The sequence below is a fragment of the Neorhizobium sp. P1_A6 genome (genome assembly GCF_056406795.1).
The window spans coordinates 330,018-353,413 of the sequence record NZ_JBFTZM010000006.1; the positions used below are offsets into that span (position 1 = coordinate 330,018).

Genomic DNA, 23,396 nt, shown 5'->3' on the forward strand with positions numbered 1-23,396 from the left:
CCTCCGAGACACATCGGTATGTCCCTTCCGTAGTTGGCCGCAAATCACGTAACGCCTCAAAAGTGTATAAAATTGAAGAGACTCAAGTTTTGGTATTATTTTATTGATCAGCATCTTCTGAAACAAGAAAAGGCGCTTGCGCGCCTTTTCCGTTGTTTCGATTTTGGGCAATCTTCACTTAGACATGAGATATGTTGGCCGCGTGCTTGTCGTCGTCGAAGAGGATCTTGACGGCTTCCGTGTGATTTTGAAGCACGGCGACGTCCTTCCAGCTATCGGTCGCCACCTGAACGCTGACGGTCGTGTCGTTCCCGGCAATCGTGGTGCGAACGTTCGCGGCAGCCTCTTCACCGGTTGCCTGATGACCAAGCAGGGTGTCGAGGAGCTTCGAAACATCGACCGCATCGCCTTCGCTCGACTTGTAGTCGGTAATGATGTCGGCCATGTCGAGTTCGTGCAGAGCCGAAGGGTCGAGCACGAAGGTATCCGCGCCGGCACCGCCGGTCATCTGCGTCAGGCCCGGCATGCCGGCAAGGATGTCGTCGCCATCCGTTCCGACCAGGGAGTGGTCGAAGCTGCCGAACTCGGTGTCGAAGGCTACCTCGACAAAGCTGCCGGTCGAGCCATCAGCCATATGGAAGTTGCCTTCCGCCAGGATCGTCTGGCCGTCGATCGTTGTGCTGGAGGCCGCGGTATCCAGCGACAGGCTGGTGACTCCGTGAGCATCGAGGCCAAGCAGCTCCCCGGCATCACTGATGCCGTTGTGGTTGAGATCCTGCCAGACCAGCAGCTTGCCGAAATCGGCATCCAGAGCATCGATCTTGCCGTCATGGTTGCTGTCCAGCGTGGCAAGTGCCGCCAGGCCGTCTGCATAATGGCCGCCGGCAAAGTCCGGAGAGAAGATTTCCGCACCGTTGTCGATCTTGCCATTGCCGTTCACGTCGAAGGCAAGAATGCCATCGGTGCCGGCAGTCCAGGCGATCTTGTCGGCATGGCCGTCGGCATTGATGTCGAAGGTGACACCATGGTCGAGCGAGGTCAGCGCGACGCCGTTATGGTCGAGGTCGAGGATGAGCGGGTCAACGCCTGGCGCCTTGATGGAGACCTGAAGTTCGTAGGTCTGGGCGGTGTTGTTAAAGGTGGAGAAGACATAATCCCCTGCCTGCTGGCTGTACGCTGCCCGCCCAACCTGGAGGTAGTAAGTTCCTGCATTCAGAGTCGCTGACAGGTAGGATTCATTGTTCGAGCTGCTGCCACCATCGACCGGGTTGCCCTGATCATTTTCAGCAATGGTGGTGTCGTTCGCGGAATTGCGAATACGGATCCAGGTATCCATGCCGGTGTGGTCGATATCGAAGGTAACGACAGTTCCATTCTGGGTGACAACGAACTTGTAATAATCCGTCTGGCCGTTGGTTGCCTCCGCGCTGATAGTGATCGACGGGTTATGCGAGGCATCCGTGATGTCGGGATCCGCCGATTTGACGAATGTGGTTACGGCTCCCGGACCATTCAAAACATAGGCAGAAGCGGCCGAATTCCCCGCACTATTTTTGCCTACATCGTAGACATTTGCCGTCGCCGGAAGCGCCGGATCCGTGGCTCCGTTGATCGTCACCGTTACCAGTTTTGCTGTTCCGTCCGCCGTCGTGACGGTGAACGTATCACTCAGCTGGCTGCCTGCATTCAGCGCATTGACGGTCGGATTGGCGTTGTCCAGCGCATAGGTCCAGTGTCCGGTGGCATCCATGGTGTAGGTGCCGTAGCCGTTGGCGCTCGCGGTCGCCGTCGTCACAGCGGTCCAGGCGTCATTAGTGCCGTCGACATCGGTCGAGTTGAGATCACCGGTCGCGGTTGGCGTTCCAGTGTTGGCGCTGGTCGCCTCCGTCACTGTACCTGTCCCCACGCCGCTGACCACTGCGGCGTCGTTGACACCGTTGATGGTGATCGTCGCCGTTGCCGTCGAGGTTCCGCCATGACCATCGCTGATCGTGTAGGAGAAGGTGTCCGTCTGGACGTCGCCAGCATGGAGCGCCTGCAACGTCGTGGAAGACAAAGCGTTGTAGCTGATCGTGCCGTCGTTGTTCAAGGTAACGGTGGCGCCGGCGGCACTGTTGGTAACGGAAGTCACCGTCAGGGTGTCGCCATCGGCATCGGTGTCGTTGGCGGTCAGCAACGTGGCCGCGAACGTCTTGGTAACGTCCTCGGATATGCCACCGTTGGTGATCGCGCCACCGACTTCGATCACATAGCCGTTGGATCCGCTGCTCGAGCTCGTACCGTCATTCCACCAGCCGTCCTTGCGGGCGAGAAGATAGTCTTCACCAACGCCCCAATTGTCGTTGGGCTCATAAACATAACCAGGGACAGCGGCGAGAGGCCAGGAATTGAAGCCCGATGCGGTGCCTTGAACGCCATTGGCGTCGACATTCGTGGTTGTCCAGAAAGTCGTGCCGGCCTCCGGGCCCGTGACCCATTTCCAAACACCTTCGGTTCCGGCGTCAGACGCGCCGAGCCAGTAGAACTTGTTGGCTCCCATCAGCGATTGAATAAAGGTGTTCTCTCCGGCGCTGGTAACCGTCGCCAGATAGCCGCCCGCACTTTCCGCGTTATTCACAGCCGTCGACCAGCTTACTTGCGAATTGACGACCTTGTAGTAGTGACCGTTATCCGTGTTGAGCGACCAGCCCGTGCCACTTGGAGCAGGGGTCGCGCCGCCGCCGAACGACAGCGTATCGTTTACGGCAACCGGCGCATGGTTGTTGGTGATGACGGTTGCCGTCGCACCGCTGGTGACCGTCTCATTGAAGTTCTGGCCGTCAACATAGGTGGTCTGGACTGATATCTGGTGCCCAACATCGGCGGAAGTAAGAGTGTAATCCGCCGTGGTCGCACCGAACGCGGTGCCGTCACGCAGCCAAGTGTGGACGACGTTGCTCGCGGCGCCGTCCGGATCGGAACCCAGCGTGGCGTGCAGAACATCGCCGACCGTCGGCGGGGTCGCCGGAGTGCTGTCGGAAATCGAGATCGTTGCCTGGCCGTCGTTCACCGCCGTGATGGCAACCTCGATCGAACCGGTCGAAACCAGGGTATCGGTGTGCAGACCGTCGGTGAGCGTGGCGCTGTCAAGGACCGTCGCAGCAACGTTCAGGTTGAAATTGCCGGCGAAATCGTGCGGCGGTGTCATCGTCAGGCCGGAGGTATTGACCCCGGCGGCATCGGTGATGACCCAAACCGCACCTTCGAGCGCGCCTTGGCTGAAGGTCGCACCGGCCGGGAAGCCCGACAGTTCGACCCGCGTCACCTTTTCCGACCCGTCGGTGTCGCCAAGGGCAATGTTGAGCGCGATGTTGGCCGCTGCGTCTTCAGCGCCGAGACCAGAACCGGAAATCGTCGCAGTATCAGCCACCGGCCGAATATTGACCGTGATGGTTGCCGAAGCCGTGGCGTTTGCGGCGCCGCTGCCGTCGGATACCGTATACTGGATCGTGGTGATACCGCTGGCGTTGGCGTGCGGCGTGTAGACCAGGTCCCCGTTGGAGTACAGGAGGCCGCTGCCCGTCGGCCCCGACGTGATGGTCGCCGCGGTCGGATGCAGAGTATCCCCGTCGACATCGGTGTCGTTGGCGAGGATATTGACGCCGGAGAGCGTATGGTCCTCGTCGACGAAAAAGACGTCGTTGTGCGGGGTCGGCGTATCGTTGACCGGCGTGACCGCGATATTGAAGGTGTCCGAAACGTCGTTCAAACCGTCGGTGGCAGTCACCTTCACATCGAAGCTGCCGTTGTAGTTCAACGGCGCAACACCGCTGAAAGTCCCTGTCCCGGCGTCAAAGTGCAACCAGGCCGGCAGTGCCGAACCATCGCCGAGGGTTGCCGTGTAGGTCAGTGCCGAGTCGATGTCCGAGAACGTGCCTGCCGGAACCTGGAAGGAAATCGTGCCTTCCTCCGCAATGCTCTGGTCGGCAATCGGCTGGACGAGAACCGGCGCATCGTTCACCGCTGTGATGGCAACCTCGATCGAACCGGTCGAAACCGCGGTATCCGTGTGAAGGCCATCGGAGAGCATAGCGCTGTCGAGGACCGTTGCTGCCACGTTCAGCGTGAAGTTGCCGTTGTAATTGGCCGGCGGAGTCATCGTCAGCCCGGTGGTAACAACCCCGGCAGCATTCTCGATGACCCAGACACCACCCTGCAACGAGCCCTGGTTGAAGGTTGCACCGTCCGGGAAACCGCTCAACTCAACTCGTGTCACCTTCTCGGAATGATCCGTGTCGCCAAGAGCAATATTGAGCCCAATGGCGGCCGCACCATCTTCGCTGCCGGAGCCGGAGCCGGAGATGGTGGCGGCGTCCGCGATCGGACGGATATTGACGGTGATCGTACCCTGGCTCGTGAGGTTGCCGTCGGAGACCGTATAGCCGATGACCGAATAACCGCTCTCGTTTGCCTCCGCGTGATAGGTCAACGCGCCGCCTGTCTCCAGCGATGCGGATGCGGCCGGGTTCCCCCCAACCGTTATGTTGCCAACCCTGATGAGGGTATCGCCTTCGGCATCCGTGTCGTTCGTCAATACGTTGACGCCCGAGAGGGTGGTGTCCTCGTCGATGAAATAGACGTCGTCATGCGCCACCGGTGCATCGTTGACCGGCGTCACGGTGAAGTTGAAGGTGCCGGTGCCGGGTGCCGAGTTGTCCTCGTTGCCGTCCTCGACCTTGACCGAGAAGGATGCGGTCGGACCTTCCGAACCGTCATGGGTGTAGGTGATCAGGCCGGCCTTGAGTTCGGCGGCGGTGAACGAGGTCGCCGAAGCTCCGCCGTTGGAAATCACCCCGTGCGTCACATCGGAGACCTGCAAGACCACGCCGCCGTCGACATCGTCCGGATCGGTATAGCCGAGTTCGGCGAAAGTGAGGACGTGGCTGCCGCCTTCGGCGACCACCCCAGTCAACGTGCCGGCCAATACCGGCGCGTCGTTGATGGCGATCATGTGAACGGTCGCAACCTGCGGCGCGCTATCGGAAACCCCATCATTGACCACAACGGTCAGGGTGCGGTCGATCGAGGTATCCGGGTTATCGCTGTTGTCCTGGTAGACGATGTTCTTGAGGATCGTCTCATAGGTGGCGATCGATGCCAAACCGGTGACCGACAGCACGCCGGTGGTTGAATTGTAGCCGACGTTCAAGCCCACGGCGGCGGCGGTTGCCGTCGCGTTGAGGAAGAGCGTCTCGCTTGCTCCATCAAGGTTGTGGGCAAGCGTCACCGTCATCGACTGCAGCGTCGAAGAGTCGACGTCTGCAAGACTTGCCTGCCAGGCGAACTGCTGCGGTGTCTGTTCCGTGGCGTTGGTCGCCGCACCGTTTCCGCCAGCCGCGCCATTCAGGTCGATGACCGTGGCGTCGTTGGTGCCGGTGATCGCGATGGTCAGCGACGCAGTCGAAGTCAGGCCATGGGCATCCTTCATCCCGTAGGTGAAGACTTCGCTGGCGTGCGTGTTCTGGACAAGCGCCTGGGTGTCGGCGTCATTGTTGTCCAGTGCATAGGCATAGCTGCCATCCGCATGGATTGTCAGCGTACCGTAGGTGCCGGCAACCGTGACATCGCCATTATTGCCGGGAACGGCCGTCAATCCGCCGCCGGCGAACTGGATCGAGGTGACGGTCCTGGTGTCGAAGATATCGGCGTCGGTATCGTTGGTCAGCACATTGCCGGTTGCCGAAGCGTCGCCGGCCGTGCCGTTGGCGATGCCGCCGGCCTCGATTACCGGATCACCCGCATTGGTGTCGGCAATGGCATGCGGCGCATCGTTGACCAGCTCGATGGCCTGCACGGTGCCGCCGTTGCCGTTGTTCTCACCGGCAAAGGTGAACTGCTCGATGTTCTTCGCCGTCGCCACGACGGTGCCGCCGAGGCTGAAGGAGAAGGTGCCGTCGGAGGCCCGAACGATGTCGTAGTCGGCCCATTTGCCGGCCAGGATCATCGTGTCCACGTCGCCGCCAGTGGTGTCGTCGGCGTCGGTGACGACCACCTTGGTGCCGGCAAGACCGGCCAGGTTGATGACGTCGTCGCCGGTGCCGCCGGTGATGGCGATGGTCGAAGGTGCGATGGCGGTGCCGGAGAGATCGCCGACATTGATCGTGCCGCCGCCTGCATGCAGGGTGATCTCGATGCCTTCGATTTCGTCGGCCCGCACAGTCGTTCCGCCGGTGCCGCTATAGGTGACCAGCACGTCGGGCCGATCGTCGGCCGGCGCAACATTCTGCGGGTCCGCCAGGGTCGATTTGCCGATCGTGAAGGTGCGGCCCTCGGCATCGCCGGCGATCTTGAGGACGTCGTAGTCCGGGAAGATCGAGCCGGTTTCCGTGCCCCCGTCGATGACGTCGGCACCGTCGCCAACCTTATAGACGAAGGTGTCGTTGCCTGTGCCGCCGGAAATCAGGTCGTCGCCCTTGCCCCCGATCAGCGTATCGTCGCCGTCTTCGCCATACAGCTTGTCGGCACCGCCGCCCCCTTCGATATGGTCGTTGCCGCCACCAGCGAAGATGATGTCGTCGCCGGCGTCGACCGGGTTCGGGTTGCCATCGTCTTCGCCATAGAGCCAATCGCCGCTGGAGCCGCCATAGATCAGGTCGTTGCCGCCTTCGCCCTTGGCCGTACCACCGCCATTGCCGAGGACGAGCACGTCATTACCGGAACCGGCATAGAGGTTGTCGCCAACATTGTCATCGCCACCGATGAGAAGGTCGCTGCCTGCACCACCGAGAAGCGTGTCGGAACCTGCGCCGCCTTTGAGGATGTTGTCGTTTCCGTCACCGGCCAGAATATCGTCGCCGATACCGCCCGTCAGGTTTTCGATGTCGACAAGCGTATCCGTTCCGACCGCATCATTGGCGCCGTTGCTATCGATTGCGCTGTGGGCCGGAATAGCGGCCGGCCAAGTTGCGGCGTCACCCAGGTTGGCGAACACACCCGTCGTCAGCGACGAGTAGTCTGCGGTGTCGCCGCCGAAAGCCGAAGCGATAATCGTTGCGGCGTCACCCGATGCAGGGTTGGATGGCCGGTTGAAGCCAACGGCACTGTTGGTGCCGCCGTCGAGCAGATCGTCGCCCTTGCCGCCGACCAGCATGTCGTTGCCGTCTTCGCCATAGAGCTTGTCGGCGCCAAGACCGCCCCAGATCTTGTCGTTACCGGCACCGCCCTTGAGAATGTCGTTGCCGCCGAGACCGGAGATCAGGTCGTTGCCCGTGCCGCCGTTGATGATATCGGCGGAATTCGAACCGCCGAGGATGTCGTTGCCGTCGCCACCTTCGATGGTGATCGGTCCGCCGTCCGCAGTGGAGCCCGCAGCCAGAAGAATGACGTCATTGCCATCGGTGCCGACGATCTTTTCGACGCCGGAGAGATAACCGGGAGCCGTGCTGTAATCGGCCACGAAGCCCGATTTGCCGTCACGCTCCAGGATGATCGTGTCGTATCCTGCGCCACCGATAACCTGGTCGGCAGTGCCGGCAAGACCAGCGATATTGACCGCCAGCAGGCTGCCGTCACCCAGCTGAATGTTGCGGGTGCCGGAACCGGTCACATCCGCGCCGAGGACGAAGGTGTCGTTACCTTCACCGCCGTCGAGAACATCGGCTCCGAGACCGCCATCCAGGTAATCGTTGCCACCATTGCCGGTGAGCTTGTTGGCCTCGTCGCCGCCGATCAGCACATCGTTGCCGGCACCACCCAGGGCATCGACGATGCCCGAGACGCTGTCGATACCAATCACTTTGTCGATCACGGTGGCACCGTCGGTCGCGGTGTCAGCTGTAACGGTCTGGCCGCCGACCATGTGGGCAGCACCGTCAAGGTTGACGAAGACGCTGGTGGAAAGGCTGGAATAGTTGATCGAGTCGATCGAGCCGGCGGCATCGACGCGAACGGTCACCGTCGAGGTGGCGGCGTCGCCGTCTGCATCGGTGGCGGTGAACCCGAGGGCCAGATCGAGATACTGGCTCGTCGCATTCGGCGCCGTATGGTCCAGCGGCTGAAGCAGCGAGAAGGTGTAACCGCCGGTCGCAGCATTGAGCAATGCTGTAAAGACGATATGGTCCAGCGCCGGCGGGTTGGCAGAGCCGGTGAACCCGGTAAGCACACCACCGATGACGGCGATCGTCACCGGATTGCCGTTCGAGCTGAGCGTCGTCACCGACGCTCCGTTTTGATCCTTTGTCGCGACACTTCCAGTGAAGGAAAGCGTACGCGCGCTGCCGGCATCCGCACCCCAGGAGAGGCCTGTCAGGGCGGCGGTGATGGTTTCCGAGCCGCCTTCCTCGACCGTTCCGATGGCATTGGGGCCGGCCGTCGGCACGCTATCGGTGACGGTGACGATCAGCTGGTCATGGAGCGCCACGCTGTCGCCGTCGCCATCGGTTACCGTGACGGCGGACGAAAGGTCCAGCGCCAGCGAACCGTCGCCGTCGGTGAAGGTAATCGAATGACCATTGTTGACTGTTGTAGAGCCATTCGGCGAACCTACACCGTCAAGATCGAACTTCGTCTGGTTCGGGACATTGCCGACATTCACATACCAGGTGGTGTGGGCCGGGATGTTGAGAACATAGTCCGTTCCACCGGGGTTATTGTTGTCCAGCGTCCAAGTGACTGCGGAATTGCCAGAATTGCTGACGCGGATAATCGCGTCGCCGTCCGGCATGTGTCCCACGAAGGCGAGATCGTTGCCGCCGACATCAGCGACAGCCGCATGACTGCCGGCAGCATCGAGAGTAGCAGCCGGGATCGACACGCCATCGATAACCACGCTGTCGGTGTGGTCGAGCGGGCCGGTCTGCGTAAAGGTGTAATGGCCGGTGGCCGGATCGACGCTGAAGGTGAAGATCGTCGCCGCACCGGCTTTCGCCACCAGGGCATTGCCGACAACGGAATAGGTAAGCGCGACACCGCCGGACGTCAGCGAAGTCAGGCTGGAGGACAGACCGGTGGTTTCAACCGAGTAGCGGCCAAGACCGTCAGCGCCCGGCGATACCAGGGCGGAAAGCTCGCCTGCAATCGAACCGCCTGCGGCGCTTTCGGTGATCGCGCCGGTGCCGATCACACCGGTGGAAACCGGCGTGTCGTCGTTGACGACGATATTGAGGGTGCCGGAGGAGGTGTCGCCGTCACCATCGGTAACGGTGACGCCGATCGACAGGGTCGTGTTCTCTTCGGTGGTGCCGGCGGTCGGATGGACGATCGGCGCCTCGGCGGTGAAGTTGTAGGAACCATCGGCGTTGACGACCAGAACTGCGGCGGTCTGGCCGGAGACATGGCCGGTCGCCGTGAACGTCGTCGAGCCATTGGCGCCCTTGACGCCATTGCTCCAGTCGACGGATTCCGTCTTGGCAAGGCCGCCCTGTTCGTAGATCACACTGAATGCCGGACCGTTGATGGCCACCGACTTGACGCCGTCGGCGCCCGCGGTGAACAGCGAACCGGCAAGCCCGATCGCGACATGCTCGTTGGCAACGTCGCCCAAACCGCCGGCATTACCCGACCCTTGAGCCTCGTCGTCGAGAACCGTCGTCGAGGTCACCACATTGGCCTTCGGCGTRTCGTCRTTGACATYGATGGTCAGGRCRCCGCCGGCATGGTCACCGTCGCCATCCGTCACGAGATAATCGAACGTCAGCGACTTGTTCTCTTCCGACGTCCCCGCGGCCGAATGGGCAACCGGTGCACCGAGTTCGAACGAATAGGAGCCGTCCGCCTTGATCACCAGGACCGCAGCCGGAGTCCCGGCCGGATAGTTGGCGCTCGTCGCCGTATAGGTCGTCATGCCGTCGGCACCGCGAACGCCAGCACCCCAGGTCACCGATTCCGTCTGGGCAAAACCATTGCCGTCCTTGTAGACGACGCTGAACCCGGGAAGATCGACCGCAAGCGCGCCAAGCCCGTCTGCACCCATCTTGAACAGCGTGCCCGCACCGCCCGTGACGATCTTGACGTCCGGAGACGCGTCATTGGTGCCGCCGAGATTGGCTGGCGTGAATTCGCTCTGCGCTTCGTCGTCCAGCATCGCCGAACCGGACACGAAGGAGACGATCGGCGCAGGCGTATCGTCGTTGACGTCGACCTTCAGCGTGGCGTTCACATGGTCGCCGTCGCCGTCCGTCACCGTCACGTGGAACGACAGCGTCTTGCTCTCTTCGACGCCCGGCAGGAAGGTGAAGCCCTGTGCGACCGGCGCACCCAGCGTGAACGTGTAGGAGCCGTCCGCCTTGATCACCAGGATCGCAGCCGGGGTCCCGGCCGGATAGTTGGCGCTCGTCGCCGTGAACGTCGTCGTCCCGTCGGAACCGACCACACCGCCGCTCCACGAAACCGCTTCCGTCTTCGCAAAGCCCTGAGCATCCTTGTAGACCACGTCAAAGGCAGGACCGGAGATCGCGACCGACTTCACCCCGTCCGCACCCGCCGTGAACAGCGCACCCGCGCCGCCCGACACCGTGCTGTAGTTCGGGTTCGCATCGTTAAAGCCGCCATTGTTGGCCGGCGTGAATTCGCTCTGCGCTTCGTCGTCGAGAACACGCGACGCCGTCACAGTACCCTGCGACACCGGCGTATCGTCGTCGATCTCAACCTTCAGCGTACCCGTCGCCTTGTCGCCGTCGCCGTCCGTCACCGTAAAGTCGAACGACAGCGATTTGTTGTCTTCAAAGATGCTTACCGTGTCATGTGCGACCGGCGCACCGAGCGTCAGCGTGTAGGAGCCGTCCGCCTTGATCACCAGGATCGCAGCCGGGGTCCCGGCCGGATAGTTGGCGCTCGTCGCCGTGAACGTCGTCGTCCCGTCGGAACCGACCACACCGCCGCTCCACGAAACCGCTTCCGTCTTCGCAAAACCCTGAGCATCCTTGTAGACCACGTCAAAGGCAGGACCAGAGATCGCGACCGACTTCACCCCGTCCGCACCCGCCGTGAACAGCGCACCTGCACCGCCCGATACCGTGCTGTAGTTCGGGTTCGCATCGTTAAAGCCGCCATTGTTGGCCGGCGTGAACTCGCTCTGCGCTTCGTCGTCCAGAACACGCGAAGCCGTCACCACACCTTTCGAGACTGGCGTGTCGTCATTGACATCGATGGTCAGCGTGCCCGGCGTTGCAGCCGCATCGCCGTCCTTGTCGGTGACCTGGTAGGAAATCGTGAACTGCACATTGTCTTCCGTCCCCGGGATCGTCCCTTGCGGATGGTTGATCGGTGCAAGTTGGGTGACCTCATAGGCGCCCGTCACCGTGTCGGTGATGGTGATCGAAACGACCGCGCGTTCGCCCTGATAGATGGTCATCACCTTGCCGTCTTCGGACGGCGTCGCGGTGAAGCCTTCAGGCAGCGTCAGGCCACTGCCGATCCACAGCACCGAGCCGGCGCCATCGGCGCCGTAAGCATGCGCGAGTACGCCCGTCGCATTGACAGAGTCGGCATCATCGCCGTTGCCTGCCGGATTACCGCCGGTCAGCGCATCGTCGTCGAGCTGAACCAGCGAATTCTCGCCGATCGTCGGAATATCGTCGTCGACATTGATGGTCAGTGTACCCGGCGTTGCAGCCGCATCGCCGTCCTTGTCGGTGACCTGGTAGGAAATCGTGAACTGCACATTGTCTTCCGTCCCCGGGATCGTCCCCTGCGGATGGTTGATCGGTGCAAGCTGGGTGACCTCATAGGCGCCCGTCACCGTGTCGGTGATGGTGATCGAAACGACTGCGCGTTCGCCCTGATAAATGGTCATCACCTTGCCGTCTTCGGACGGCGTCGCGGTGAAGCCTTCAGGCAGCGTCAGGCCGCTGCCGATCCACAGCACCGAACCGGCGCCATCGGCGCCGTAAGAATGCGCGAGTACGCCCGTGGCGTTGACGGAGTCGGCATCATCGCCGTTGCCTGCCGGATTACCGCCGGTCAGCGCATCGTCGTCGAGCTGAACCAGCGAATTCTCGCCGATCGTCGGAATATCGTCGTCGACCGTGACGGAGAAGCTGCCGGTCTGCGAATCGCCATCGGCGTCCGTTGCCGTATAATTGAAAGTCAGCGGAAGAGCATCGCTGTCGGAAGCATGGTCAAGCGGCCCCTTCAGCTCGAACGTCGCCGTGCCATGCTCGGAGGTCGGATCGAGGGTGACGGTGAACACCGCCGGACCTTCGACGCCCTTGTATGCCGTTATGGTCACCGTACCATTGGCCGAAACCGTCGCCTCGCCATAGACGATTCCAACGCCACCCGACGTCAGGTTCTGCGGCAGGCCGTCGCTATTGAAGGCAATCGAGCGACCGAAAGTGTCGCCTTCCGACTCGCCCTTGACATTGGCGTCGGCACCCCAGGAAATGCCAAGAGCTGCCGAACTGACGAGGCTCTCGTGCGATTCTCCCTCGTCATTGCCATTCGAAAGATCGTCCTCGTTCACCGAAGCGAGCTTCACTGGACCGCTGATCGACGGACCGTCGTCGGCGATATCGATCATGAACGAACCGGTGGATGCGTCGCCGTCCTTGTCGGTAACCGTGAACGAGAAGTTCAACCGCAGAATATCGTCGGCGCTGACCTCGTTGCCATCCGGATGATCAAGCGGCTGGGATTGCGTGAAGGTGAATTCACCAGTCACCGCATTCGTGACGTGGAACGTGAATACCGCGGTGGTAACATCGCCAACCGTGATCGTCCCGGTGACCGTCAGGCCGTCCGGAGATGTCGTGACGGTGACCGGATGGCCGCCTGAGAACAGCGCCTCCGTGGCGCCAGGGGTCGGGGTCGGCCCCTCGTTCAGATCGTTGGCGTTGTTGAAATTGACCGAAGTCACAATTCCGAAGTCGCCGCCGCCGTCAAACTGCAGCACGCCGGTGATGGTCTCGTTGCCGGTGATGCCGTCGACGAGCACCGATTCGGTCAGAGCGAACGGCGTCGACATATTGATAGCAATCGGCTGATCGTCTGCGCCCGTCTGGGCGTCAAGCCCTCCGCCACCACCAAAGTCCGTGTCGCCGAGCAGGGAGGCCAGCTGAATGGGGCCGTTCTGGTTCCCCTGGATCGAGTCTTCGAACTGAGCGCCGGAGCTGTCGGGGCGGCCGCTTGCGCTATAGGATCCATCGGGGCCGGCCGCGACGTTGATGCCGCTGTCTTCCAGCGCTGCGAAAAGCACCTGCTGGGGAACCTCGACTTCGCCGATCAGCATCGTCGGGATCTTGGTGGCGCCGTTGAGGATGACAATCTCGGTGCCGTCCGCCTGGACCAGGATCAGGTTCGCGCCGTCGACGTGGACATCGTCAATCGCAACGTTTGCCGCCAGGTGAACGATGTTGTTGGCATCCGGGGTCACTTCCGCGGCCGGAGCTGCAGGAGGAGCCACCGGCGCGTTCGGATCCGTCGGGACGCGGCCCGTCGTCGGAGTGCGGCCATCACCGGCCTGCGCCACCTGGATCTCGTGCTCGATCGGAGAAGGTGTCGAGGAGGATGCAATTTCCTCCTGGATATCCGACGAGAAATTCTCAGTCAGATTTTCTTCCGAGATGTTCGACAGGCGCGGATCTTCAACGGACATGACTCTAACCCCCAATAAAAACTGTGCCGCAATCAACTCCGCCCCCAAATATAAAGCAAGAGTTCCTTAACCTTCGGGATATAGCCGGTTATGTGCGGGGAAAGGAATTGTTGACGGAAGGTTAACTGGGGTCCCGGGAGACGTATTAAAGCCACACATCTTGCCCCTACCGGGCTAAAAACATGGTTTCCAAACGGTATCTTGGATGATTGCTACAGGCATACGCTCGACCTGATCGGGCTAGGGCCGTCTCAGGCAACCGATTCGCCGACGGACGAGGGTTGATTCGGCCCGCAATTTTGCCTGGCCGGTGGCGGATAGGCCCAATCAGATTGGGTGTTGGATAAGCCAAGCAAGCTATAACGCGATGATTTTACTGGCTGGCATGCGGAGTCTGCTTTGGCAGACCCGCGGACTCGCTGCCGGAAACGATGATTGTTCGGTCATTCAAGCAACGTTCCGTAAGAAGCCGAGCAATCCGCAAACTATACTATATCAAGTTTTAATAAAATTTGTATCATCTCTCTCGGACTCCGGCCTCACCGGATCAGCAAGCTGCGGTTTATGCTTTCGGGCCGAACCGCAAATTGCGGCATTCAGCAAGATGGTGGCCGCTGAGCGAGATATCGGCATCCTCCCGGTAGCCGGAGACATCCGCACCAATTCCCGCATTCGCCAAGGCGCAGCCGGCTTTTGGAGGATTGAGGGTCCAGAAGGCAGAAAGGCCGGACGCGACATCCTCGGCGAAATACGGATAGATCCTGCGGTTTCCGACCTGGGCATAATTCGAACGCCCGAACAGCCCCAGGCTCGCGGCGCCGACACCCTCCAGTTTCTGTTTGATCCGCAGCATGCCGTCCCTGACCGGCGGCTGAACCTCCAGGGCGCTCCGTCTTCCCTCTCCGTTATTGAGGTATCGCAGGACTGCCCAGAATTCCGAAGGCCCGTTCGTCATGAGGACGGCGTCCGTCGGAGACTGTGCCTCCCATGCGGCTATGATCTCGCGATATCCTCGCTTTTCGAATTTCAGGGTGTAGTTCAGGCCGCCGGCCAACATCAGCAGAACAACGGCCGAGACGACAATCCGCTGTGCGATGGCATGCGCCTTGAAAACCGCATCGGCGTAAAGGGCAAGCGAGATTGCCAGAAAAGGCAGGAAGAGCCCCAGCGTCCGGTAGATGAAGACCGGCTTGAAGAGCAGCGAGATGGCGAGCAGCACCGCAAGCGGCAACAGGACCAGGAGACCGCCGGGCCAACGGGCCCGGGGTTCGGAAAGCGGCAGAAGTGTCACCAGCGGCAGCATCAGGAAGCCCGCAACGGTCGGCCACGGAAACTCCAGGCCGAGAAGCGTCAGCGTCAGATGGATGCCGATCGCCGGCAGATCGAAACCGGCTATACCCTCCGTCTGCCGGATTGCCCCGATCACCAGCGGATAGAGCGCGGCCAGCGCCACCACCACGTAGATCCCTATCAGGAATAGCAGATCCCGGCCGGAGGCGGCCCGTCTAAGCCGGATCGCCGCATGCAGGAAGAGGAAGAAGGTCACGAAGAACCCGAGCCCGTGGGTGAGGGTTACGGCAAGCCCGAGGCAGAGCGCCGCGATGAGCCGCCCTCTCGACGCATGACGATCTCTCACCATCGTCTGCAGCACGTACCAGAGGGCGATCTCCAAAATGGCGAGCATCGGATACATGCGGACATTTTCCGCAAAGAAAAGCTGGAGCGGCATCACGGCGAAGATGGCGCCTGCCCAGAGCGCGACGCTGCGATCGTGGACGCGCCTGCAAGCCTCGTAGATCGCCGCGATGGCTGCAATGCTCAGAAGCGTGGAGTTGAGGATGTACCAGCGGTCGCTGTCGCCGAACGCCGCCCATATGTGCAGCTGGACATAATAGAGCGGCGGATGCGTGTCGAAGCGCAACGCCGCGAATAGGAGGTCGATCAGCGGGCTTTCGGCCAGTGCGACGGAAAACACCTCGTCCTCCCATAGCGAAGCGTCGAGGGTCAGGTTGAGAATCCGGAGCGCTATGCCGGTAGCGATCAGCGCGACGAGAAAGGTCGGGATGTTGCCCCATCTCCGCGTATCACCCGATACATCCGATGGCGTTCCGCCGCGCGGTGAGGATTTCTCGTAGTCGGCGGCAGCATCCTTGCGCCTGATTGCCTTTTGATAGGCAATTCGCACGGCGTCCATATTGGCGCTCATATCGTGGCCCGCCGACGGCGGACTCTCGGACCGATCGAAACCAGATTGTCCTGCGGAGCCTGTGCGGCGGGGTTCTGGCGCACGATATAGATCGGTCGCTGCTTGATCTCGGCATAAACGCGTCCGAGATACTGGCCGAGTATACCGATACCGATCAGTTGGATGCCGCCGAGGAACAGCATGCTGACCAGCAGCGACGCATAACCGGGAACTTCGACGCCGAAATACAGCGTCTTGAAGATGGTCAGCAGGCCATAACCGAAGGACGCGAGCGAGATCGATGCTCCGACATAGGTCCAGATCTCCAGCGGCACACTCGAAAAGGAAGTGATCCCCTCCAGCGCGAAATTCCAAAGCCGCCAGCCGGAGAATTTTGACTGCCCTGCGACGCGCGGCTCCCGGACATACTCGACAACCGTCGTCTTGAAGCCCACCCAGGCAAACAGGCCCTTCATGAAACGGCGTCGTTCCGGAAGCTGTCTGAGGGCATCGATCACCTGGCGGTCTACCAGCCGGAAATCGCCGACGTTGGACGGTATCTCCTGCGAGGCGATCAGATTGTGCAGCCGGTAGAACATCGAGGCGGTGTGGCGCTTGAGAAATCCGTCGCTTGAACGGTCCGCCCGCCTGGCCAGCACCACGTCGAAACCTTCGCGCCATTTCGCAATCAGCAAGGGGATGACGTAGGGAGGATCCTGCAGGTCGACATCGATCGGGATCGCGGCATCGCTCTGGCAGGCATCCAGTCCGGCGGTCATTGCCGCCTCCTTACCGAAATTGCGCGACAGGTCGATGATCCGGATGCGCGGTTCGTCGTGCTGGGCCTCCGTCAGACGATCGAGGGTGCGGTCCCGGCTCCCATCGTTGATGAAGATGAATTCGAACAGGATACCGTCGTCGCGCAAAGGATCCAGGGCTTCCTGGGCCGCTTCGAGAAATGGCGCTATGGCCGCTTCTTCGTTGTGGACCGGAATGATCAGACTAATGGTCGATACGGGCCTGCTCTCGATTGGGCGCTTCGGCATCGCAGTCCTCGCGGGTTCGATGCGGCAATCCTAGGCCGACCTCTCCACCCTTGCCCACTTATGCTTTTGATGGAACCGCCTGTATCTCCGATACGGTCAGCCTTACGCCTTTTGGGCAGGATGATGGTGCGGTTATCCGACGTGTATGGTCGTCTTGGGAAGATTTCGCCGGACTTCTCTGTCCACGAAATCATTCGCACTCCTGATTGGGCGGGGTCTGATGATTGAACTAGCTAGATCAGCGGCCGGAACTCAACGCGGATCCGGAACGGCGGCGCTTGTCGGACAGATCTGGCGCTTTGCAACCGTTGGCGTCCTCGCGACGGCCGCCCATCTGACCATCTATTCCGTGCTGAGCGAACTTCTCGTTGTCGAGCCCCTGGCAGCCAACGCCATCGCCTTTGTCCTGGCATTCGGAATTTCTTTTACCGGACAAGCGGGGTGGACCTTTCGGGACGATGCGGGTGGAGGTTGGCTCACATCCGCCCGCCTGACGCGTTTTCTGGCTGCGAGTGTCGCGGGGTTCGCCTTCAATACGTCGATCGTCTTCGTGATCGTCACGTGGCTGGATTATCCAGGCATCTATGCCCTGCCCTTCATGGCGACCCTCGTCCCGGCCGCGCTTTTTCTTCTCAACAAGTATTGGGTGTTCGGCAGCGCATCGAGCGCGGGCGAACTGGTCCCGACCGGGCAACAGGAAAACGGCGAACCGAGGCATTTCGCAGCTTTGCAGGGAGACACCTCCAGATCAAAGGAGAAGGCCGATGCTCCTGACCAGATCTAGAGGACGCAAGCGCCTCGTCATAGCATCTCTCGGATGTCTATTGTCTGGCGCCGCACTGTCGCAAGAAACCAAGCCAGTCTCCGATGCACGAAATTCCGCACAGGTTTTCTTCACCGGCCATAGCCTGATCGACAATCCCTTGCCCGACTGGGTGGAGCTGATCGCCAAAAGCCAGGGCAAGACCATTGCCTGGGAGGAACAGATCGTCATCGGCTCGCCTCTGAGGGTCCGCACCCGGGGCGACGACGCCGAAAGCAGCGGCTGGGCAGGATATAAATACGGAAAGAACCGCAATGGCGACGAAATGAATGTCATTGAGGAGCTGCTGCACCCGACCCATGTCCGCACCGGACGACCCTACGACACGCTTGTCGTGGCGGAAGGCCATGGGTCGATTGGCTCGATCATATGGGAAAACGCGATCGGCTACCTGCGCCACTTTCACGACCGCCTTCTCGACGGCAATCCGAACGGCCGAACTCTCTATGTCCACACCTGGCTGGATGTCGACAAGGACAAGCCCGCGCTTTGGCTGGAACACGAGACGAACGCGTCGGTTGTCTGGCAATGCATAGCGGAGAAAGCGAGGCTGACGCTGCAGGCTGAAAAACGCCCGGCCAATCTCTCTGTCGTGCCGGCCGGCACGGCGCTGGTGGAACTGGTGAAAAGAACACTTGACGACAAAGTTGTCGGCCTGACGGGAAGCACCAGGCAGAAGCTGGATCGGATTTTCCGCGACAATGTCCATTTGACCGATATCGGCATCTATTTTGTGGCCGCAGTCCATTACGCGTCGATCTACCATCAGTCGCCCGAGGGTGCCGCGGCACCGCCGACCATACCCCGGGATCTTGCAAAGGAACTGCAGAAGATTGCCTGGACCGTGACTCGCGATTTTCTGAAGCAGGAAAGCCTGGACCCGCCGAGCATGGAAGAATGCCGGCACGTCATCGTCGAAAAGGTCTGCCGAAGCTACTGGACGCTGGCCGGTGAGCCGAACGAAGTCGGTCGCTGCCAGAGCTATTTTGCCGAAATCCATCCGAAACCCGGAGACAACCCGTTTGTCTGGCCGGATCCCAATTGGAAGGCCCTGTCAAAGCCGTCGCCCTAACTCCTTGTCATCCCGATGATGGTATGCCCGGCGGGGCCTGACGATCCCGCATCCAACCGCCAGGACACACGAATCCGATCTCACGGTCTCGGCACACCGAACCCCTATCGGCATTGCCCTGACTGCCAGATTGGATGACGTACAGATTGAATTCGCAATTCGTTTCAGAACGCGCGCGCTGCGCCGTTCCTTGTCTCTCGCCAATGCAATGGCGCATGCACGACCACCAACGTCAAAGAACGATCCCTGCCGGGAGTTCTTCAAGGTCAGGAGGCAGTACCGCGGCGACGCCCCTGTCAGCGTTGACGTGGTTTTTGGTAGTCTTCATGCAGCTGCGAACGTTCGGATTTCGCAGCCGTGATATCTTGGGGATGGTCCGTCAGGTGAACGGCGGATCTAGTTAGCCGCTCCGTACGGGAAGAGGTCATTGAGCTTGTAGGCGACCTCTGTTCGATTGGTCGCTTTCAGCTTCTTCATGATATTGCGGATGTGAACCTTGACCGTGCTTTCCCGAAGATTGAGCTCGTAGGCAATGATCTTGTTGGCCTTGCCCCTGCGAAGCGCTTCGACCACCGCTTCCTGGCGCAGCGTGAACATCCCCGAGAGCGGCCGATGTTCAGCCGACGGCGTCGCAGCGCTGACCAGATGCCTCATGGAGAGGACGCTGCTTGCAGGAACGAAAATCCCGCCGGCAACCGCCAGGCCGATCGCTTCCACGCAGACGCCGATGCCGACGCAGGACGGAATGAAACCCCGAGCCCCATACTCGAGCATTTTCACGACCTGCGCGAGATCATCGGAGTCGGAGAGCACGATGATCGGCGGCGACTTGAACTCGGTCGTCAATTTCGAGATGTCGGCCGCGAGTGCTGAATCGTCGGCCTTTCGGCTGCCTATATTGAATAGAACGGCTTGAACGGGCGGATAGAGATCTTTCTCTAACTTCCATTCTTCGATGGAGCCGACAGCGCAGACATCCATCTCGAGGCCACGCCCGATGAGGGCTTTGGCAAGGCATTCGCGATCAAGCGCTCTCGCGTCGATGATCACCAGGCATCCATCGTGGTTTACCCCCTCACCGCCGCGATCATCTCGTTCGGCGAGCTTCGGGATGTCATTCATAATGCGAAAGGAATCTGCCACAGCAGGAGAACGGCTGTAGCCGCTTGGTGTGGAACTCATCTTACCCCCTTGCCTGAAGTCTAGGACTGATTGTCCCCTTCAGGAACCGCAACTATAAGTACGCCAACAGACTGTCTTACCACCTCATCAACCTTTTATTAACGTCAATATACAACTGATACGTAATTTAGTCTATCAGCAAGTAAGCAAATAGATAAAAATATTTATCAAAGTGGCGAGCTAAGTTCCGATAGGGAATTGGATATCTGCTTATAGTTAACGCGTACGTCAAAATATAGGCTTTGGACCGCCATACAGGATCCAGTTATAAATCTCGAACATCTGGGCCGCCTTGGCATGCCAGCTGTATCTTTCCCGAACACGTCTTGAAGTTGCGTCGCTGAGTAGAGCGACAAGCCCGGGATTGCTTTCCAAGTATTCGAACGCCTTGGTGAAACCGGTAATCAACGTCTCGCGATCGTGGAAGTCTACCGCTATGCCCGATTGATCGTCGATGAGCTCCGGCGGGCCTCCGTAATTGGCAACGATCGGGACGAGGCCCATGGACATTGCCTCCAGAACGACTCCGCCACCAAACTCCCGGACACTCGGCAATGCCAGCACCTGATATCCGGCCAGTGTTGAAGCCAGGTCCCTTTGCTCCACCCATCCCGCAAATTTGACGGAATCCCGAAGCCCCTTTCGACGCACGGTCTCCTCCAGTTCTTTTCGCTGGGGACCGTCACCGACAATGAGAACCTCGATATTCAAACGCCCCCGATAGGCGGCCACGGCCTCGATGAGGATGTCTGCGCCCTTATAGGGTACCAGCCTGCCGATGAAGGCGACGGCCAACCTGTTGCCGGAGAGTTCGCGCAACTGAAATGGAAAACGATCCAGATCGGCCGCGTTTTCCGGAATGAGAAAAGCTCTTTCCGCACAACTCGTGGGAAGCTCGCTCAGCGTATGACCGGATCCCGCAATCAGCGCTGCCGCCTCCGATCGCGTTGTCCGGTAGTACGGCATCAAAAAATGGAGCTTGCGAATTGCCGACAACCACTCGCGCTCACGGCTTCGCACGTCCGAAAAACCTTTCGGCCAAGGCACGCCGCCGTTGAGGGGGCCGAGGACGAAAGGGATGCCATATTTTTTCAGCCTCCTGGCAATCGGGCTTTGGCTCGTGGGACTGAGCGGCGTGATCCTGTGAACCAGGTCGAATTCGCCGGCCATCAGCCGCTTGCCCAGCAGCTTCCATACCTCTCGCTCGAAACTATAATAGGAGAACGAGGAAAAGGCCGTCACGACCGTCCAGCCCTTGTTCTCCCCGCCCCGCAGGCGTTCGCTGAGACGGTAGAAGGCGCGCGCTACCCTTTCGTTGTCGATGGCGACGAAATCGCGCCCCTCGACCAACCCGGCGCGCAAAAGCGCATCCCGGTTCCGTACCTGCGTGACAAGCAGAGCGTCGGTCTTCTGCATGATCGCATGCGCAAGGTTCCAGCCGACCAGCGGCACGCTGGTCCATTCCGGATTCGCTGCCTCGGCAATCAACAAGGGCCGGAGCGCCTTGCCCGGTGATTTCGCGACATTGGAATGAAGCCCGTTCCCGGCACGGCTCTGCTCGGAAAGTTTATCGGCGAAAGCGCGGAAGACCTGTGGAAGGCTATCGGAATGCGGCCCGGCCACGCTCATTGACAAACCCCTTTGCAGTCAACGCCACCAATCCGGTGGAAAAATCTCACCAACGCCAGAACATTCCGGAAATTTATGTTGCCACGCATGTAGTATTTCCAAATTGAATTGATGAAATCCTGCTGACATGACGGCTGAGCAAACACTACTCGCCGACCGTCACAAGTATGTATTGATGATGAATGTTATTTCGCCTTCCCCTCTTCATCAATCTATCGGAAGTGGGAGAACATTACTGCTTTAGGGGTAGGACGGAATCGTCCACCACCACCGCTCGACTGAGGACGGATCGCCTTCTGATTTGGATCGATCAGAATATGCTGCCGGCGTGCTCAAAAATCAGCGTCGCGAGGGTTCCGGCCAGAAAACCGACTGGCCAGGCCAGAAGCACGCCGACTTCATACGACAAGCTGTGGAGCCCATGGCGCCGATTGAAATAGAATATCACGGCAAAAACTGGCAGCCCGTAAAGGGCGATCGCCCACAACGCACCGTAAAATCCAAACATATAATAGGCGACCGGAATTGAGACGAAAATCGAGATCGCCCGGACGAAATTCAGAATGGTCTGGTTTCTGGGTTCGTTGACGGCAAGGTATATCGCCGACAGCGGTCCGAAACGGGTGGTGAGAAGGCTGAAAGACAGTATCTGGATGATCGGCGCGGCCTCCAGATAACGATCGTCATAGAGAAACTCGATGATCGCTTTGCCGCCCGAAAAGATCGCCCCGGCGCTTCCTATGAACACGAGATCGAAGGGAAGGCGAATTTTCAGAAACATGCCGCGCAGCTGTTCGGGCCGCTCCCGCGCCACCTTGCTGAGTGCTGGCATCGCGACGGTTGAGAAAAGCCGTCCGCCTGCGCCCTCAAGCATCGAAATGAGATTGAAGGCCAGGCTATAGAGGCCGAGCATCATGGGGCTCGTCCAGCCGGCAAGAAAGACGCGATCCCCGCTGGCCGCGACCACCGTCAGGATCGACGACAGCATGATCCACCGGCCGAAGCGAATGAGATCCCGAACCGCCTCCTTCTCCCAGGAAAAGCTGTTATTCACGCCGGGGAGCCACACATGGCTGAGCACAGTGGTGACGATGCAGGATACATAGGTCGAAACGACGAAAGCCCAGATCGACCCCGTCTTCCAGGCGAGCAGAACCGCAACGGTAAGGCTGATCACCTGTGCCGTGATCTCGATAACCGTCAGCCGTCCGAGATCCAGATGCCGGAAGGCGGAGATGAGTTTCGTCGATTGCAGGCCCATGATGACCATACAGAACGACAGTGCCATGATGATCGCAGGAAGCTCGGGAACGGTATAGACCGACCCGGCGGGAAACAGACCGTAATGGGCTGCACGCCCGATCCCGATCGCCACCAGCACACAGGTAAACCAGATCAGGCATCCATGCAGGATCTGCAGCGTCCACGCGGTATCGAGATAGGATTGCTCGTCTCCCATCCGGCTCTGGATCGCTGCCGGCCTGAGGCCGAGGTCGGAGAGCATCGACACCGAGACATGAACCATCGTGGCAACCGCCATGATGCCGAACATTTCCGGGATCAGCAGGCGCGTCAGGATCAGGCTGCTGGCGATGCGCAGCACCTGCAGCAGGACATACCCCATCATCGACCAGCCGGCCGCCCGCATGATGATATTGCGGAAACGCGGCTGCGCCTCGACCGAAGGAGCGGGCGAGCCGAGCACACCCGCAGGACCGGAAGGTTCGCCATTCCAATCGGGAGAAACTGTTGCTTCGACCACCGCGGGCTCCTTACTTCACTACTCTATTGGCCTGGTTTTGCGTCTGGGAAAGATGTCGCGGCGGCGGCCCGTCCAATGGCAAGGCCACGAGCGTGGGCGACGGCATCGAAACGGATTGCCGGGGAAC

At 60.3% G+C, this 23,396-nt stretch carries 8 protein-coding genes; 2 read left to right on the forward strand and 6 right to left on the reverse strand.

Annotated features, from left to right (window positions below):
- Nucleotides 1-178: 178 nt before the first annotated feature.
- The 3 genes from AC1D3C_RS15230 to AC1D3C_RS15240 form a co-directional block, all read right to left on the reverse strand.
- Nucleotides 179-13,570: a T1SS-143 repeat domain-containing protein gene (locus AC1D3C_RS15230; protein WP_477483457.1), complete on the reverse strand. Its 13,392-nt coding sequence runs from the start codon at nt 13,568-13,570 to the stop codon at nt 179-181.
- A 562-nt stretch (nt 13,571-14,132) separates the two neighbouring features.
- Nucleotides 14,133-15,776, reverse strand: coding sequence for a glycosyltransferase family 39 protein (locus AC1D3C_RS15235; RefSeq protein ID WP_477483458.1), 1,644 nt, complete (start codon nt 15,774-15,776; stop codon nt 14,133-14,135).
- Nucleotides 15,773-16,801: a glycosyltransferase family 2 protein gene (locus tag AC1D3C_RS15240; protein ID WP_477483459.1), complete on the reverse strand. Its 1,029-nt coding sequence runs from the start codon at nt 16,799-16,801 to the stop codon at nt 15,773-15,775. The genes AC1D3C_RS15235 and AC1D3C_RS15240 overlap by 4 nt, the downstream gene beginning before the upstream one ends.
- A gap of 145 nt (nt 16,802-16,946) precedes the next feature.
- Here AC1D3C_RS15240 and AC1D3C_RS15245 point away from each other — a divergent pair, with 145 nt between their 5' ends.
- Nucleotides 16,947-17,585 carry a GtrA family protein gene (locus tag AC1D3C_RS15245; RefSeq protein ID WP_477483460.1) on the forward strand — a complete coding sequence of 213 codons (639 nt, stop codon included), beginning with the start codon at nt 16,947-16,949 and terminating at the stop codon, nt 17,583-17,585.
- A 40-nt stretch (nt 17,586-17,625) separates the two neighbouring features.
- Nucleotides 17,626-18,696, forward strand: a complete 1,071-nt coding sequence (locus AC1D3C_RS15250) for a hypothetical protein (protein ID WP_477483461.1) — start codon at nt 17,626-17,628, stop codon at nt 18,694-18,696.
- A gap of 396 nt (nt 18,697-19,092) precedes the next feature.
- Here the strand turns inward: AC1D3C_RS15250 and AC1D3C_RS15255 are convergent, their stop codons facing one another.
- The 3 genes from AC1D3C_RS15255 to AC1D3C_RS15265 all read right to left on the reverse strand — a co-directional run bounded on the left by AC1D3C_RS15255 (nt 19,093) and on the right by AC1D3C_RS15265 (nt 23,269).
- Nucleotides 19,093-19,878, reverse strand: a complete 786-nt coding sequence (locus AC1D3C_RS15255; RefSeq protein ID WP_038545991.1) for a response regulator transcription factor — start codon at nt 19,876-19,878, stop codon at nt 19,093-19,095.
- 228 nt (nt 19,879-20,106) lie between these two features.
- The gene (locus AC1D3C_RS15260; protein ID WP_477483462.1) at nt 20,107-21,507 is read right to left on the reverse strand and encodes a glycosyltransferase family 4 protein; all 1,401 of its coding nucleotides are present in this window, start codon (nt 21,505-21,507) and stop codon (nt 20,107-20,109) included.
- A gap of 310 nt (nt 21,508-21,817) precedes the next feature.
- A complete protein-coding gene (locus AC1D3C_RS15265; protein WP_477483463.1) occupies nt 21,818-23,269 on the reverse strand; it encodes an oligosaccharide flippase family protein in 1,452 nt (483 codons plus the stop codon).
- Nucleotides 23,270-23,396: the final 127 nt, after the last annotated feature.

What these genes read in the sequence shown, in the direction of transcription:
- AC1D3C_RS15235 (WP_477483458.1), bottom strand. Translation starts at nt 15,776, where the DNA reads ATGAGCGCCAATATGGACGCCGTGCGAATTGCCTATCAAAAGGCAATC.
- AC1D3C_RS15240 (WP_477483459.1), bottom strand. Translation starts at nt 16,801, where the DNA reads ATGCCGAAGCGCCCAATCGAGAGCAGGCCCGTATCGACCATTAGTCTG.
- AC1D3C_RS15245 (WP_477483460.1), top strand. Translation starts at nt 16,947, where the DNA reads ATGGTCGTCTTGGGAAGATTTCGCCGGACTTCTCTGTCCACGAAATCA.
- AC1D3C_RS15255 (WP_038545991.1), bottom strand. Translation starts at nt 19,878, where the DNA reads ATGAGTTCCACACCAAGCGGCTACAGCCGTTCTCCTGCTGTGGCAGAT.
- AC1D3C_RS15260 (WP_477483462.1), bottom strand. Translation starts at nt 21,507, where the DNA reads ATGAGCGTGGCCGGGCCGCATTCCGATAGCCTTCCACAGGTCTTCCGC.